Annotated in this window: 13 protein-coding genes; 6 read left to right on the top strand and 7 right to left on the bottom strand. The window is 40.7% G+C overall.

All coding sequences use genetic code 11. The annotated features are described in order from the left end of the window. From AC1DWN_RS01345 to AC1DWN_RS01330, 4 genes are all read right to left on the bottom strand, one after another. The coding region (locus AC1DWN_RS01345; RefSeq protein WP_477557146.1) for a hypothetical protein at window positions 1–955 on the bottom strand (955 nt) is incomplete at its 3' end. Window positions 956–1,391: 436 nt separating this feature from the next. Then, complete coding sequence (locus AC1DWN_RS01340; RefSeq protein WP_477557145.1) at window positions 1,392–1,832, bottom strand: SRPBCC family protein; 441 nt, start codon at window positions 1,830–1,832, stop codon at window positions 1,392–1,394. A gap of 2 nt (window positions 1,833–1,834) precedes the next feature. Next, the gene (locus AC1DWN_RS01335) at window positions 1,835–2,278 is read right to left on the bottom strand and encodes an SRPBCC family protein (RefSeq protein WP_477557144.1); all 444 of its coding nucleotides are present in this window, start codon (window positions 2,276–2,278) and stop codon (window positions 1,835–1,837) included. Continuing rightward, on the bottom strand, window positions 2,275–2,781 hold the full coding sequence (locus AC1DWN_RS01330; RefSeq protein ID WP_477557143.1) for a MerR family transcriptional regulator: 507 nt from the start codon (window positions 2,779–2,781) through the stop codon (window positions 2,275–2,277). Before AC1DWN_RS01330 ends, AC1DWN_RS01335 begins: the two co-directional genes overlap by 4 nt. A gap of 374 nt (window positions 2,782–3,155) precedes the next feature. Here AC1DWN_RS01330 and AC1DWN_RS01325 point away from each other — a divergent pair, with 374 nt between their 5' ends. Then, window positions 3,156–3,278: a hypothetical protein gene (locus tag AC1DWN_RS01325; RefSeq protein ID WP_281367122.1), complete on the top strand. Its 123-nt coding sequence runs from the start codon at window positions 3,156–3,158 to the stop codon at window positions 3,276–3,278. A 177-nt stretch (window positions 3,279–3,455) separates the two neighbouring features. On the opposite strand, the gene AC1DWN_RS01320 is transcribed toward AC1DWN_RS01325, so the two are convergent. Together AC1DWN_RS01320 and AC1DWN_RS01315 are read right to left on the bottom strand one after the other, a co-directional pair. After that, window positions 3,456–5,678: a sensor histidine kinase gene (locus AC1DWN_RS01320; RefSeq protein ID WP_477557142.1), complete on the bottom strand. Its 2,223-nt coding sequence runs from the start codon at window positions 5,676–5,678 to the stop codon at window positions 3,456–3,458. Between the two features lie 12 nt (window positions 5,679–5,690). Continuing rightward, a complete protein-coding gene (locus AC1DWN_RS01315; protein WP_477557141.1) occupies window positions 5,691–6,776 on the bottom strand; it encodes an ABC transporter substrate-binding protein in 1,086 nt (361 codons plus the stop codon). 1,002 nt (window positions 6,777–7,778) lie between these two features. Between AC1DWN_RS01315 and AC1DWN_RS01310 the strand changes: the two genes are divergently transcribed. The 4 genes from AC1DWN_RS01310 to AC1DWN_RS01295 all read left to right on the top strand — a co-directional run bounded on the left by AC1DWN_RS01310 (window position 7,779) and on the right by AC1DWN_RS01295 (window position 13,987). After that, complete coding sequence (locus tag AC1DWN_RS01310; RefSeq protein WP_477557140.1) at window positions 7,779–9,725, top strand: ABC transporter ATP-binding protein/permease; 1,947 nt, start codon at window positions 7,779–7,781, stop codon at window positions 9,723–9,725. A 25-nt stretch (window positions 9,726–9,750) separates the two neighbouring features. Continuing rightward, window positions 9,751–11,424 (top strand): hypothetical protein, encoded by a 1,674-nt coding sequence (locus AC1DWN_RS01305; RefSeq protein ID WP_477557139.1) that lies wholly within the window; start codon window positions 9,751–9,753, stop codon window positions 11,422–11,424. Window positions 11,425–11,516: 92 nt separating this feature from the next. Beyond that, window positions 11,517–12,203, top strand: coding sequence for a response regulator transcription factor (locus tag AC1DWN_RS01300; protein WP_477557138.1), 687 nt, complete (start codon window positions 11,517–11,519; stop codon window positions 12,201–12,203). Next, complete coding sequence (locus AC1DWN_RS01295; RefSeq protein WP_477557137.1) at window positions 12,203–13,987, top strand: sensor histidine kinase; 1,785 nt, start codon at window positions 12,203–12,205, stop codon at window positions 13,985–13,987. The genes AC1DWN_RS01300 and AC1DWN_RS01295 overlap by 1 nt, the downstream gene beginning before the upstream one ends. 1,188 nt (window positions 13,988–15,175) lie before the next feature. Here AC1DWN_RS01295 and AC1DWN_RS01290 read toward each other — a convergent pair. Next, window positions 15,176–15,766 (bottom strand): hypothetical protein, encoded by a 591-nt coding sequence (locus AC1DWN_RS01290; RefSeq protein WP_477557136.1) that lies wholly within the window; start codon window positions 15,764–15,766, stop codon window positions 15,176–15,178. Window positions 15,767–15,975: 209 nt separating this feature from the next. On the opposite strand from AC1DWN_RS01290, the gene AC1DWN_RS01285 reads away from it, so the two are divergent. Further along, entirely contained in the window at window positions 15,976–16,242 is a 267-nt protein-coding gene (locus AC1DWN_RS01285; RefSeq protein ID WP_477557150.1) for a BlaI/MecI/CopY family transcriptional regulator, read from the top strand. Window positions 16,243–16,458 lie beyond the last annotated feature (216 nt).

Here is a 16,458-nt window from a genome sequence, read left to right as displayed (position 1 = left end):
GATTCGTATAGGGTGTTGGCGGTACCGTTTGGAATGGCTTTAAAAATGGTAGCCAGCATATGGCAACCTCTATATTTAATATGAGTTGACCGCCATTTTTAACATATTCCATGATTCTATCCGAGTATCGTTGCATGTAGATATTGTCACCAAGACCAGGGTAATAGATGATATCACAATCCCAAACCTCATCCGGAATAGGACGAACGCCATAGTATTCGACTTGTCCTCCTGTGCCTTCAAAGGTTTTCGCTAAATAGGGAGGCGTATTCTCGGAGTCAAACGAAGTCGTTTGTAAATAAGCCACTTTAAATGGTTGCATCTGATTTCTATCAATACCAAGCTCGTGATTAAGCCATGGATGAAATTGTTGAAGTAGTCTAGTTGTTACCGGCATAAATCGTTGACCGTTATGACTGTAAGGGTCTAGTGTTGTAATAAAAACTCTACCCCCGCCTTCTAAATCCTTAAAATCAACGACAACTGACTCATGAGTATCTTCTATCGCAAGCAATGTCGTCCCGTTATGATTCCCCTTGAATGCACCATGCCAGTGCCAATGTAAATTATTGGGTGTTACATATTCAAAAAAGGAGTGGTTTCCATGATCGGGAACATATAGTTCTATTTTACGTTCTGGTTTCGTCCACCAAAGCCAATCCTTAGTGTTACACTCAACCCACTCTATATTTACAACGTCTAATAGCTGATCAGCTTTATCAAGTGCAAAAATGAGTAAAAATCCGCCATTTCTAACATAATCATTAAGCTGTTTTTTATGAAGCAGAATGCGGTCACTGTGACTATGACAAGAAAGAATGACTGCACCAAATTCCTCCAAGTTAAAGTTAGGCAGGTCATCCGCATAAATGAATTGATCCATGTGATGAGCAAAATCCCAATAGCTGATTAACTGCGCACTTGTTCCCGTTGTAACATAAGCGATTTTTTTCATAAGCTGAAAGTCCCTTCATCGACTAGTCGTGATTTCAGACACAAGACGTTCTTAGAAAATGATTGTTGAACCAAAAGTAGGAGCGCCCTTTCGGAAGCTCTCCCTGCATTAGAACAAAGCAAGCCCGCATYCAATTGRATGCGGGCTTGCTTTGTTCATGCTGCTTATGTCACTTTAACTTTTACATACCTTATCGCTTCAAGCGTGGTTCCATACACTTGTATAAGTTTCGCTCTATTTGTGATACGGTTCAGCTTAACGAGGCAATCAGCGAAAAATTCTCCTTGTTAGGCAGTCAGATCTCCACCACCGTCCTCCCGTTCCTAAAATAAAAATCGCCGTCCGATTCCCGACAGGAATCATAAACGGCGACAATTTTAGAGTCAGCACATAAGTAGCAGTTCTTTCCGGTAAAAGACGATATAACTTTGCAAAGCTAGTATGCCAATTCCGCCAGCACCTTGCCAAGTCGGTCAAGCTGCTGTTCATTTGCTTCTATGCAGATTGGCTTAGCTTGTTCAAACTCCTCTTTTTTCTTGAAAAGTTGACGGAAGGTGACCTTGGTGCGCCCTTCGAAGTCCTCGAAGGTAGCCGTTACCCGAAATTCGTGAACGTTTAGATGATCAATCACGACCCGCTCCGGCGGCACGAACTCAACAAAGACGTTATGATTAGGATAATCCACGCCATCCGGTCCGTGCATGGTGAATTTCCACCTGCCTCCCGGCCTCATATCGCACTCGTGAAACGTATTCGTGAAGCCTTGAGGTCCCCACCACCTTGCTAACAAATCAGGGGTTGTCCATGCCCGAAACACAAGCTCCCGCCGGACATCGTACTCGCGCGTAGCAATCAGTTCATTTTCACCTATTGTCATGTTCATACCTCCCCTACTAATACCTTGCCCAGTACGTCCAACATGATGTTTGTACCGTGTTCCCGTACTTCCAGCGTATCGTGCCCGTCAAAGAACGCACCTTGCTCCGTGAAAATCAGCTTCGTGCCGCCCTCCACCTTAATAAGCTCGACCGTTGTGATTGAGACGGAGATGCGTATGCCGCCCGAATCTAGGGTGTACGTATAGACAATGYGCTGCTCTGGGACAAGCTCTTGGTAGTTGGCGTCAAAGGTAAAGATCGGCCCTTCCGGCGGCCCGCCGCTGCTGTACTCGCGTCCTCCAACCTGGAAATCGAAGATGTCTGGCTTCGAAAACCACTTGGCTTTGGCAATCGGGTCGGCCCAGGCGTGATAAACCCGCTCCGGCGAAGCGGCATAAGTCCGCTCGACGACGAATGTTCCATGCTTGACAAATCGTTCGCTCATTGATTTTCCTCCTCATGTTTCGGAATTCCGCTCTCCTCGGCAAGAAAGTCTCCCAACAGATCCAAATGTCGCTCCCAACTCGTTTGCCGCTCAATGACCGGTTTCTCAAATCCCATCTTCATCGCTTGCAGAAGGCTCGTGAAATCTTCAACTGTTAATTCCGCCTTGCCCTGCATAAGCTTGGATACATGTCTGAGCTGTTCCAATAGTTTCTGCTGCAGTTTGATCTGTTCTTTGATTTGGCTTATCTGCAGGCCCACGATCTCAAGCGGACTGATTTGCCCGCCACTTAAGGCCAACTTAATCTCCTCGAGAGATAAGCCCAGCTCCTTAAGTGATACTATCTGGTGCAATCGCGACAAGTTCGATTCACTATATAGCCTGTGGCCCGATTCTGTCAGGCCGGATGGAGATAACAAGCCGATTTGATCATAAAATCGTAGGGTTCGTACGGTAAGCCCCGTCAGCTTGGCGAGGTCCCCGACCTTCCAATGTCTCTTCATTAACCATCTCCAATCTTTGGCGCTAGCTATGTACCGGTAGCTCTATTGTAAAACATTACGTTACGTAAGGTGCAAGCGAAATCGTGACGCTCTACCGGAATTTTTTTTGCGCCACTGATTTTGAACACAAGCTATTATGTCTAACGGCGAAAACTCCGCCGCGGCGCTCGTTAATGCCATTTTATAAGAAAAATCCGTTTGGAACCCCCAAGCGTATATTCGAGTATTTTTGAAAATTTCGCCCTATTTATGATAAGGTTCACCTTAACGGTCATAACGGCGAAAAATGCTAAAGGAGCTGCCGCGGCATGCTCCTTCGTTGATGTTCTTATGGATTTTTATTTTCATGATCTGCACGACAGGCTGACGATTCGGTGCCGAGCGTACCGTGCGCTGGCGCAGCTACTACGAATGCAGCTGTTGCGCTGCTGCTGTCATTGGCAAGAACGCTGTTTGAAGACGTTGTAACCAGTGGGGTATTCTTATATGCAATGTAACTATCATTATTAGAAGTAACTGAAGTTGGCGTCGACAACGTAGGATAGATCCCCGTCATATATATGGCGTAATTAATATTACCCGAGGACGAAACTAAATCGCGATTAATAGAGGCGCGAAAAGGAGCTGGTTAGATCCCTTTTCGTTCATGCGATTTCGTTACTCCATCAACACCCTTACACATAGACATCTGAAAACTCAATCGCACTCGCCTGAAGCAATCTGACATCCGATATTGGTTCTTCAATTTGTTCCATTGGAATTTTTTGCACACTTTCCATTGGAAATAACACAATAAACTTGGCACCTCTATTTTCTTTACTTTCTAATTGAATTGCTCCACCCATTAATTCCACAATCATCTTTACAAGCGTTAACCCCAGTCCTGTACCTTCAGCTGGTCGTGTAAGCGAACTGTCTGCCTGTCCGAACCTTTCAAAAATAATTTTCTGCTTATCAATCGGAATACCGATCCCTTGATCTTTGACTTGAATACTTAAATTATACTTTCCCCTAACAATTTTCCGAGAAATTTTAACGATAACTGTCTTTTGGCTTGTTGTAAATTTAATTGCATTTGAAAGTAGATTCAACAGAATACGTTCATATTTTTCAACATCAATTCCAACAACCATCTCTTCTATTGTTGTGGTAAAGAGCAATTTAATTCCTTTTTGCTCGGTATAGGTTCGAACAGAATCGGTGATTGACTCTGATAATATAATAATGTCAACATTTTTCTTCACAATTCTCATATTTCCGGATTCAGCATGCGTCAAATCTAAAATATTATTAACCAACTTTAATTGCCTATTCGAGTTAAGTCGGATCATATTGAGATACCCTCTTGCTTTCTGCGACAATTCATCTTTACATTTAAATTCCATCGCTTGAATAGCTGCAGAAATAACGCCTATAGGCGTCCTAAACTCATGTGAAACGAGAGCAAAGAATTCGTCCTTCATTTGCATTGCTTTTTGCAGCGCTTCGTTTTTCTCAATTTCATTATGAAGCAATTGTTCTTGCTGTCTCTTAAACATCATTTGATTCTCATAAATCTCTGTGATATCACGATGAAATAACGCAACGTAAGCAAAATTTCCATCTTCTTCATAGACTGGTGTTGCATTAATTTCAGTGATCTGTTCCTTATCCGGCTGCCTTATGATAACCAGGTCATTCCGAACCTTTTCACCTCGTAAGGCTCTGCAGATGGGATGGTTTTCTTGTGGAATGATGTTCCCTTGCATATCTAAATATTCTAATGCGTCATACACATTTTCTATGTTTTTTATTTCATCAAACATATGATAAAGTTTACGCGCCTCAGCATTAATGAGAATAAGCTTTCCTTGATTATCATAGACGGTAAACGCATCAGAAATATTTTCAATCGTCGTTTCTAATATTTTGCTTTGAGATTGTATCGTATCAAATAAAAATAATATTTCATCCACGTATTTTTCAATTAGCATTTTATAGCGTTTATTTTCTTCGAATTGTAATTGTCCCTCTCTTTCATTTCGTATAAAATCCCGATTTACCGTATTTGCATCTACTAAATTCGAAAGTAAATTCACTTGACGAGTAATGACATTATTAGACAACGTATTTATAAAATTTTCAAGAGATTGCTGTTCACTTTTCRACAATACAAAGTCTCCGAGTATTTTTTTTATTCGGCGGTTCAATCCAATTAATACGGCCAACAATAGTAGCGCAGACGCCAAAAATGCTTCTACTTGAAAAGTAATATTATACTCGACGACGATACTTGTATGATTAATACCAGTCTGGCCTTTGGATATTGTCATATAGAACTGACCTGACTTCACACTAAGAAACGATTTCTCATATCCATTACCAATATTTCGTGAATTGCTTGAATACCAAATTACCCCCTGCGTTTCCATGATCAACTCTGAATCGCTAATCGAAAATTCAGGGAAAAAGTTTTTTGCATCGAACGAATAGACGACATAGTGATTTGAATACCGTTTCACAAAATGAACGCGTTGAATACCGTCTACCATATCAGGATAAATAATAATTTTGACCTCATTAGGTTTCAAATTGTTTATTTTCGCGAACAAACCGTTAGCATTTAGCTTAATTCCTTTCAGAAAGCCAGCTGTTGATTCGTCTATCGTTCCATCAATCCCAATATTGAGATAGTTGACATATGGGATCCTTTCGCTTTTAGAATCAATCTTTTCTTCGATCTGCTTAAGTCTGTTATCAAAGATCTTCATCCATAAAGATGCTGACTTGCTATTTTGAGAGATTTGAATAAAAATAAATAATGCTAGAGTAGCAATGTATAACGCTAAGAGTAATGCCACATTCAATCGCAAAAAATGAATAATTCGATCGCAAAGTATCTTAATGCTCTTGTTCAAGGCAGCTTCTCCTTATTTCAAAATCTCTTCATTGGATACTTTACCTTCTGTGGTCACCATTACAATCATATTATTAAGCAAAGAATCCCCATACTCATTTAGCTGTGTTTTTCCATAGGCGGTCTCGTAGTCACGAGGTGTTTCAAAGTACTTTTTTAATGCTTCACTGGAATCTCCCACAGCTTCTATGCCGCGATAAATCGCTTTTATAACGGATGCAGCATAATTTGTACCTTTTGTAGCTTCTATGTCGTATTTACTTTGAAAATTAGAAATTTCAGTTTTGAATTTTTCTCCAATTATTTTTGAACTGCCTGAAAATAACAACACTCCATCTAATACTGGGCTCGAATACATCGATAAAATTTCTGCTGAACCCCACGAAGACGAACCTATTTTAATTTCAGGGTGCTTTGCCTTCAAATTATTAATAACATCGATTACATCCTTAGCCTGGAGAATACAAAATACAGAATCTGGATTATTGCTTACTATTTTGTTATACGTTTCTTCATCGGCACGGAAAGGAACATTCACAACTTTCCCATTAAATTTTTCTGTGATTACTTTTGCAAAAGGTTCCACATAGGATTTATTTTTAATATCCGTTATCAGCACAAGCTTTTTCTTTCCTAGTTTACTATAATACTTTGCGACAAGTTCGGCTTGCAGATCATTCGTAGGAACAAACCTGAAGAATGCATCCTTCTTATCTTTTAATAGTGCTGTAGAAGCTGTAATTCCGAATGTCGGCAAATCGTACATAGCGGATTGTTCAGAGAGCCATTTCCCTTCTTCACTAGTGACACCGCCTATAATGATCGAGGCTCCCTTATTTTTCATTTCTTCATATGCAGTCTTTATTTCTTTCTCTGTTTCCACATTGTTTTCGATTAGCAACTCTACTGGTCTTTGTCCAATCTTTGGATGTGCGTCTCTATAATAACGAACAAAAAGATTCTCTTCATTACCAAGAGGCGACTGGATAGGAATAATAACCCCTATCTTTATCGGTCTCGTTATATAAGAGTACGTTACTCCTACAGCTGCTAATATCATAATCGAAATAATTACTATTATTAATTTCCGTTTCTTCATCGTAACGTCCCCATTTATAACATATTCATTAACCCTTCGACATTAAACATTAGACAATATATAGTATTTGATACTTCTCAACAAATTCCTGCACTTATATACTTTGCTTCTAATCATTTTCAAGTAAATGAGAACTAAAAAAGAAGAATCTTATCGTATKGAGATTCCCCTTAGTTTAATTTTCAAAATATTTCCACGGCTCCTCAGATAACAAAAAGGATGAAGCCTAAGCTTCACCTTGAATAGTGCATTTACTTATACTTTAAAAATGGTAATGTTCTGGTGGAGTTGATCGGATAGCTTAGCAAGCTAGTTAGCAGGAGCTTGCCGTCGGTGGCGCAGAGCGGTGAAATTGCGAGACGCGGGCTGCAGAAGGTATATGAATCGAAGAAGAGCCGGATATAGTTTCAAGCCGGACATCTCTACCATCCTCGCCTAGCTTGCTCGCAAAAGGAACGTAGGCCCTGCGAAGCTGTCTTGCGTTTTTATCCAGCCCTCCCTTCTTTCCCGGCAAATATGTTCGATGCAACGAAAGATAAGGGGTTACTGCCAAAAAATTTAGCCCTTACTTATGGTACGGTTCACCGTACCATCTCTAAGGCGAATTTGAAACTTTGCCTTTCTAAAGATMAACAAGTACCCGTGGAAGATTGGTACGAACTGGCCTTGGTATTCTTTTCGTGCAGAAGTCACGTTATACTGCATCTTTATGATAGTGATTCCAAGAGATACCCCTACTCCTCTAGCCGCGGATAAGATTCTACGCACCTCATTTTACCCTCCCTTGTACACAAAAAAGCACATCCACAAAAAATGGAGGCCACTGACGACCACTATTGTTTGGATAACGGCCGGAATGGTATTTTATCTCCTCGTACAGCTCAGTAGTGGGAGGAAATAAAGCCGGTATGAATAGTCACAAAAAAGTCATAGCATATTCATTAGGCCGTCATAACCATACTTTATCTTTATAGCATCACCAAGTAGAAGTGGAGTGTTTCTATGATTGAAATAAAGGACGTCGGCAAAACGTACTATCCGGAGAAATCAAATCCGATACCAGCCTTGATCAATGTAAATCTAAATTTTCGAAAAGGTGAGTTCGTTGCGATCGTCGGAGCTTCGGGATCAGGGAAATCGACACTTCTCAATATTCTTGGAGGGCTAGATAAACCTGATTCGGGCGAGGTGTTCGTCAACGAGACCCCGATGTCATCTTTTGATGATCACAAATTCTCCGATTATCGAAAAGACAACATCGGGTTTGTGTTTCAACATTTTCATCTAATGCCTCATCTGACCGTGCTGGAGAATGTGCAGCTGGCATTGGCGATGAGCTCATATGAGAAAAAAGAAGCCCACCAAAAATGCGTACAAGCCATCAAGCAGGTTGGTCTGGAAAAGGCGATTCATCAGAAGGCTGACGAGTTGTCGGGAGGACAACAGCAGAGAGTTGCCATTGCAAGAGCTTTGGTAAAGTCGCCAAGCGTCATATTGGCAGACGAACCAACAGGTGCCCTGGATTCCCATACTTCAAATGAAATCATTGATCTGTTGAAACGTATTTCGCAAAAAGGCTGTTTGGTCATCGTTGTCACCCACGATGAAACGGTCGCCAAACAAGCTTCGAGAATCGTTCGCGTCCAAGACGGAGAGATCATCGAGGATTGTAATCAACGCGTAGAGAATTCCGATCTAACGGTGAATTTCTCCGAAACAGCCGAAGCACCTAGGAAACGTTCTTTTCAACTAAGCTCCGCATTCAAACTCTCTTATCACCGGATCAAGGAAAAGAGATGGCGGTACTTCCTTGTATCAATAGGCATCTCCATGGGCATATGCGGATTTAGTTTGGCTCTGGCACTAGGAAACGGGATAGACAATTACTTGCAGTATTCATCAGATAAAGTTATTGATAGTAAACAGCTCGTTTTCAAAAAAGATCAAGATTATATGCTCAGTTCCGATTATTACGATATTAAGAAAAACGAGCATGTCAAATTGGTACAGCCAGAATTCGATGTTTCAGCAAGAATCGAAAAAAAGCCGGACATCGTCAGCTTTGATGTTAAGCCGTTGCTCAAAGAACAATACAGAAACGAATATGCCGAGCCGCAAGTGATGTACGGGGAGCTTCCTAAAGATGGTGAGCAAGGGATTGCCTTATCGGAAAGCACAGCTAAAAAACTGTTGCAGGACGGGGAAAAGCTGGAAGACCTGGTTGGAAAAGAAATATCGATTAAATTTTTGTCCATGGACGAAATTACGAGCTATCCCTCCCGATGGGACACGGATAAGATGAAGATCTCAGCCATTACGGAGCAATCCTTTGTCGGAAAAGAATATTCGTATATTCCTTACGATTTCCACACTGACGTTGTCAAGCGTTCCAGATTTGTCGGGAAAGACTCGGAAGTAACGACGAACAGTTACGATGTGTATGTCGACGATAAAAGCTCTGTCAGTTCGGTCGTCGATAAGTTTAAACAAAGCTACACCATCACAACGCCTGAGAATGTATTGAAAGAGCTAGCCAAAACGTTCAAAAACATACAGTTAGCGATGACTGGAGTCTCTATCCTCATCCTATTGATATCTTCCATCATGGTAGGAATTATTCTGTTTATCAGCGTTTTGGAAAGAAGAAAAGAAATCGGCTTGTTCAAAGCGATCGGTGGCAGGAAACGAGAAGTACGCTGGATTTTCTTTTCGGAAGCGATTTTATTGGGGAGCATGGCTTCCATTAATGGTACTCTGCTGAGCGTTGTCTTGCAACTGGTGTTGAACCGGACGCTGGAATCGAGGCTTCATTACGAATTGTTGAGCCTAAACGGTTATTCGGTGCTCATCTCCATTGGCTTTGGCATCTTAATCAATGTACTTGCGGGCACCATCCCTGCCAACCAGGCAGCGAGGCTGAATCCGATTCAATTGCTTAAACAGGAATAAAAAACTTATAGACAGGGTGATAATCATGATAAAAATAGTACGCATGCTGCTTATCGTTTCGATCTTGACCGTATTTACCGCCTGCAGTCAAAACAAACCAGGAGCGAAGGATAATGCCGCAACATCTCCAGCACCCCAAGAAAGCGCGAAGGATGGAGAATCCCCGAAACCGGGTGGGGATCCGATGATGGGTAACCCGATTGAAAACGCAAAAAAACTCAGAGAAATTACGCCCAAATTAATAAAAGATATTAAAAAGATCATGATAGACGAGATGAATAAGCTGTGGCCATCGCTTAATAATACGGATAAGCAGATTTTAATGTTGAGTCCTGCTAATAAAATCGGTTATCTGATCAACAACCAGAAACCCGAGCTTGGATCCAAAGAAGATGTCATCGAGTATAGCACTGATTCCATCAAAGATGTCCAATTACTGGTTAGACCTTTTCAACTCGCTCCATTTAACGATCTTCCTACGTATGTGATCAATCTTGACATGGTTAGCAATATGTCGCAACCAGGACAGAGTGACGATAAAGCATACGAAGATCTGTTTAAATTTGTCGTTCATGAAGGCGTTCATGTACTGTCACAGCATGATGAGAAAACCGCAGAAGCAATGGGATCAAGAGCGGAAAAATATCCGGAGGATACAGACAGCAGGTATTATCGTAACGAAATCTACCAGTACCTGAAGGACGCCATTGCATCCAATAATAAAGATGATAAGGTTGCACGAATTCAAAATGCGGCATATTTTTACGAGTTGTATTTGAATGGCAACGAAAAAAATAAACAGCAAGATGGTTATGATAATATTGAAGGGATGGCCACCTATCTACAGGAAAAAGCCTATCAACTGCTGACTCATCCCGATGCGTCGGCAAAAGAATTGAATGATCTGACTGCACAAAGTATAATCAAAAATATGTCCCCTGCTGACAAAGAAGCATTGCTTGTGAATAAAGGCAGAGAGTTTTATGACATTGGTGGTTTAGGTATCGCAATTGCCGTTGATATGGGGCTTGATGATAAATCGATATTCTCTACTTCCCCGTTAAGTCTGTTAGATTCAAAATTTGGAAGCAAAAAAGCGGAAGGTCACGAAAATATTAAAAAAGCAAGCAATGACTTTTATGCTACGTATAATAATCGTCTGAAAACCTCTATAGACGATGTTGCATCCAAACAGACTGACGACAAGTATGCCGCGATCCGAATACCTCTTCCAATCAAAGATGCAGGAGGAATGTTCTCAGAGTTTATTGATTACGAATATAAAGGGAATAAGGCAGAGATACAGACAGTAACAAGGGAAGTTGTACTTGGCGATACTCGTATCAAACTCAATAACATGAAAACGATCTTCATAGATAATATGATGATGGCTCCAATAGGGAAGGATGCTCCATCAGGAAAGGATACTATGATAATGAAGGATGCTCCTTCAGGGAAGGATACTATAATAATGAAGGATGCTCCTTCAGGGAAGGATGCTCCAAACGCGAATGAACCATCCAAATCGATGACGGGCCAGCCTGATCCAAATATGATCATGGGTCACATTATTGTATATGTTCCTAAAAACGACATCACGATCAAAGATAACCTTCTTACGGTCCAAAGGGACGATCTGTTAATCTTTGATGCAAAATATGAACTAATAGACGGAGAATATCAAATTTTGAATAAGTAATTAATTGAACTCCTAAAGCAAAGGAATTCTACCCCATTTCCATTTTGTGGTTCAGAATTCCTTTTTGCTTTTTAGAAATTAGAGGGGTGACCATGATGCGAACGATTTTAATCGTCGAAGATGAAAAGGAAATCGCGAATATAATCGCTGATTATTTCGCAATCTCTGGATATCGAACAATAATCGCGGCGGATGGAAAAGAGGGTCTGAAAGCCTTTGATGAGGAAGCCGTCGATTTAATTATTCTTGACATTATGCTTCCTGAAATAGATGGATTCTCCGTATGCAGAAGGATAAGGAAAATATCGGATGTGCCGATCATCATGCTGACGGCGCGCTCGGAAGTTGAAGATCAACTGATGGGCTATGAATTCAAAGCGGACGATTATTTGACTAAGCCGTTCAACCCCGATATTCTAGTGGCAAAATCTAGAGTGCTTCTCGAAAGAATCCATTCTGCCAAAAAAGAAGAAGACGACAATAAAGACATGTTGACTTTAAAAGGAGTCACGATTAAAAAGCTTATCAGGGAAGTATGGATCGAGAATGTATCCGTTGAATTGGAGCCTAAGCAGTTCGATCTTTTGCTGTATATGATGGAGAACAAGCACATTGTCTTGTCCAGAGATCAAATCCTGAATGAAGTATGGGGATACGATTATTTCGGAAACACAAGAGTGGTTGACGCGCAAATCAAAAAACTCAGAAAAAACTTGCAGCATAAAGCCTATTTGATTAAAACCGTATTTGGTTTAGGATATAAATTCGAGGTGGAATAATGATAAAGAGACGAATTGCCTATAAGCTTTTTTTGTTACATGTCGTCCTGTTTGCCGCGATATTTATGATCCAAATCGTATTTCAATCGTTGTATTTAGAACCGTTCTATGTTCATACGAAAAAGCAAAACATGAAAAATATTGCAAATGAAATCGAATCAAAAATTAAAAATCATGAGCAACCTGCTTCTATTGATCAATATATCGCTCAACAATCAGAGAAAAACATCACCATCGTATCGGTAATTGATCTCAATATGCAGCATCGTTACGGTTCGCCATTAATCAATAATTTCTCGTATTTTGTGATCAGTACGAAAGACAATAAAGAGTATAAAATCATCAATGACTTTATTCTCAATGATAGTAAAAGAATGGACGAGGAAAGCGTTACCATCGAGGGATATCTTCTAGATGATAAGGAATCCTTAGTTATCCCAAATACAATCAGGGTCGGTAATCAAGTTATTCAACCCAACGTCACCACACCCTTCTCATTTACGCTCAGATTTAGTCAAGATCAGGGCATCATGGAGCCTAAGCCCATTACAATTGAAGGCAACATTGTTTCCACTCAAACCGAAAATCATTCATTATCCGCGCAAAAGACTGTCCTCATCAAGGAAATGTTCGACTTTTTCAACAAAAACCCGAAACAACCGATTCCCAATCAGATCAATACCGTTCGGGATGCGCAAACGGGTATTAATAATTTGGTGTTAATCGAGAATATCGATGGAACAGATCTTATCTTACTGGCCGTTACCTCGCTCCAACCTGTAGACGAGGTGATCGGCAATTTGAACCAGTACTATATCATTTTATTTGTTTTTACGATGATTATCGTTACCGTTATAGCTTTTGTCTATTCTAAAACTTTATCCAAGCCTTTAATCAAAATGAGCGCCATTGCCAATCAGATCGCCAATCAAAATTTCAGTAGTAAATATATCGTCAAGTCCAATGACGAATTGGGCCAAATGGGCGAAGCTCTTAACAAAATTTCTACAAACCTGGAACAAAAAATTGCGGAATTGGTTCATACCAATGAAAAATTGGCACAAGATTATGATATGCAGATGAAATTGAAAGCAAAAGAAAAAGAGTTCGTTACCAACATTTCTCATGAGTTGAAAACTCCTTTAACCGTAATCAATGGTTATGTCAAAGGTATAAAGAGCGGAGTATATACGGCAAATGCACTAAAATATTATGATATTATCCTACAGGAAGTCGAACGTATGACAGAAATGATACAAGAAATGCTTGACATCTCCAAGCTAGAGTCCCCCACCTATCAACTCGTGGAGAGCACTTTCGACCTGTGGCACACTTTTTTGAAGGTTTACGACATATTCAAAGCGATGGCTGAGGACAAAGGCTTGAAGGTTCATTTTGAAATCGAGGATGAAGCCTATGTAAGAGGGGATGCGAGAAGAGTCGAGCAAGTGATTACGAATTTATTTACGAATGCCGTTAAATATACACCTAAGCAAAGCCATATATATATCAACATTACCTATAACGACATCGCAAAAAAATATACGTTCAAAATTAAAAACGAAAATGCCTATATTTCCGATGAAGATATTGAACGTATTTGGGATCCGTTTTACAGAATTGAAAAATCAAGAAACAAAGAATTTGGCGGTACAGGCCTAGGTCTGGCGATCGTAAAACAAATTTTGGACCTTCACCACAGCAACTATGGCGTTAACACGCAAAAGGGAGTCGAATTTTATTTTGATTTGCCTGCAGTCCATTTGGACGATATTGACGCTTAATTTCGCAGCCGGCCACAATGGTCGGCATTTTTTTCATGGGAGTTTACTTAACTTTATTGATACTAATCGGATCGGATTGATTCTCAGAATATCAGTTAGCATGCATTTTAATAGTTTTTTTAACACACAATGATTTTTCTCAATGTAGAATGATTCTCGTTAGAAACGAGTCTACCGATCTGAACAGGCAGCCCCATTTTGTCCGAACAGCACAATCAGCCCACACGAGCCCGCCTGCGCAACGACTTCCCCCGAGATGGCCCTTCCTCCCCTCAGGGGCAACGTCCCTTGCCCAGTAAGCATGTACTACCAAAAATTTCGCCTCACTTGTGATACGGTTCCCCTCGTTTGATCTTCAACTGCCGGTAGTCAAATTACTGCTGACAACCTTTTGCAAGAAAGTAGGCCAGTCCCTGTCGAGCGTTGGAACGCCTACGTGAATAACAGATGTAATTTCAATGACTCTCTACGGTTGCTACAAAAACTTGTTGGCTCCAAGTTAATTACAATCACGTATACATAGAGTGTTGACTTCAATGTGAAAGTACTGATTTGCCGTATTGACCTGAGCCTTCATATTAAGGAAGTCCGAACATCATAATGTCAATTAAGAGTTTACGAGCATGCGCTCGATTCGGGGTTTCATGAAAGTATTTGCAACAGCCGCATGTTGACTCGGAGCATAAAAAATACATCCCTTAGATAATGATAAATGGCTATTCCAATTTATTCTAAGTGCCCCTCCTCGTCGGCAAGGCACTCAGCAAAATCATAATTTATTCTCAATGTATATTCTGTACTTATCCGAGGGTTATTCCGGATTTGAAACACTCATGCGTCCCTTCCACTGACTAGCCTGCTCATGGTCAGTGGTACAACTCGCTTCCTCCTCGATGCTTCCCGCCCCTTTATTTCTCTGGGTTTATTCTTTGTCTTGAAGCCGTTGAGCTTGAAGGCTGCAAGTCTATAATTCACTTAGGTGCAAAACCAGGTGGGAGCCTTCTCAGGAATTTGACTACCAACGCCAGCCCCTTCAAGCCAAGAGCCTGCCCAAGTGCTTTCCACAAGGCGGTTCAACGTCATTCAACTGGGTTAAACAGGGTTTAACCCTAACTTGTGTAAGTATTTGCAACTTACCAAATGGCTACACCACAGCTCTGATCTGCACCGCACGTTACGCTACAGCTTTCAACTTGGGCCTGTACTTTCCTGTTGCTCAAGAAGTCTCAGGGAGAATATCACGCCGGGGGCGGCGACCCCTTTCCGACAAACGGAAAGACATCCTCCTTGATTCTGAGCAACTAGACTAGCTGTATGGGATCCTCCTGTAACATTTACATTGACAAGATTTACGTCACTTATCGATGTAGTAGTCGCTGTAAATCCAAATAATGCCTGAAAATCTGTATCAGGTCTATTAATATACAAGCTACTAATCGTCTTTCCATTCCCATTAAAGGTTCCCTTAAAGGAATTATTGTCGTCTCTTCCGATCGGCGTCCAACCTTTCCCTTCATCGTTACTACTATAGCTACTTAAGTCAATATCATTAGTCAATTTGAAGTAGATATCAGCACCTAAATATTTTCGAACAGCGTTCAATTGATCGGCATTAGCAATTTGAAACGGATCAAGTATAGTTCCCGATCCACCAGCAAAGTCTGATGAAGGGTCAGCCGATGCTCTATTTTCTCCCAGCGTACCAAATTGTTGCGTAGTACTTAACAACATCATCATCGCCAACAGAACTACCATCACTTTTCTTCCTGTTTTTCCCATATCGTTCTCCTTTAATGCTCATTATTTTTCCCATAAAATACTCTCTGTAATATTAGATTGCTATTACTAAAGTTACGTCTGCCAATTTTGAAACTTGCTACGCCTACTATATCCTCCTTGGAATACTATTTATATTCTACTAAAAGATAGTATATAGAACCCCAATGACAGCATAATGACAAACTTAGACAAAAAGTGAGCCTCCCCACATTACAGAAGCCGAACACGAAGTCATGAAGCTTCTCTGGAAGAAGGAGCCTCTGTCAGCTAACGAGATCATTATTAAGTTGACTCATCAGATGCAATGGTCCGATCAGACAATCAAAACATTCCTTAATCGGTTACATAAGAAAAAGGCAATTCGGTTTGAGATGTCCGGCAGAAACTATCTATATTATCCACTCGTTTCTCATGATGAATATCTTAAGTCAGAGAACAGATCCTTCCTGGATCGATTCTATAACGGGGCCTTCTGAATTTTATGCGCAAAATTTCTCGAAGAAGAGAAGCTTTCTGAAACAGATATTACTCAGCTTCAACAGCTATTGGACAAAATGAAGAAAGACAACCCTATCGTCTGAAACTATTAGAAGTGATTTTTTTCCCTGATGTTGATCGCTTCCCTAGCACCAACTATAATAAGCACCTTTCCACATTAGCGCCATGAGCATAGACTTTCTAATGGACATACA

The sequence above is a fragment of the Paenibacillus sp. P4_A7 genome (assembly GCF_056402455.1).
Note: the sequence above shows the minus strand (reverse complement) of the source record. Positions and strands in the feature narration are given on the sequence as shown.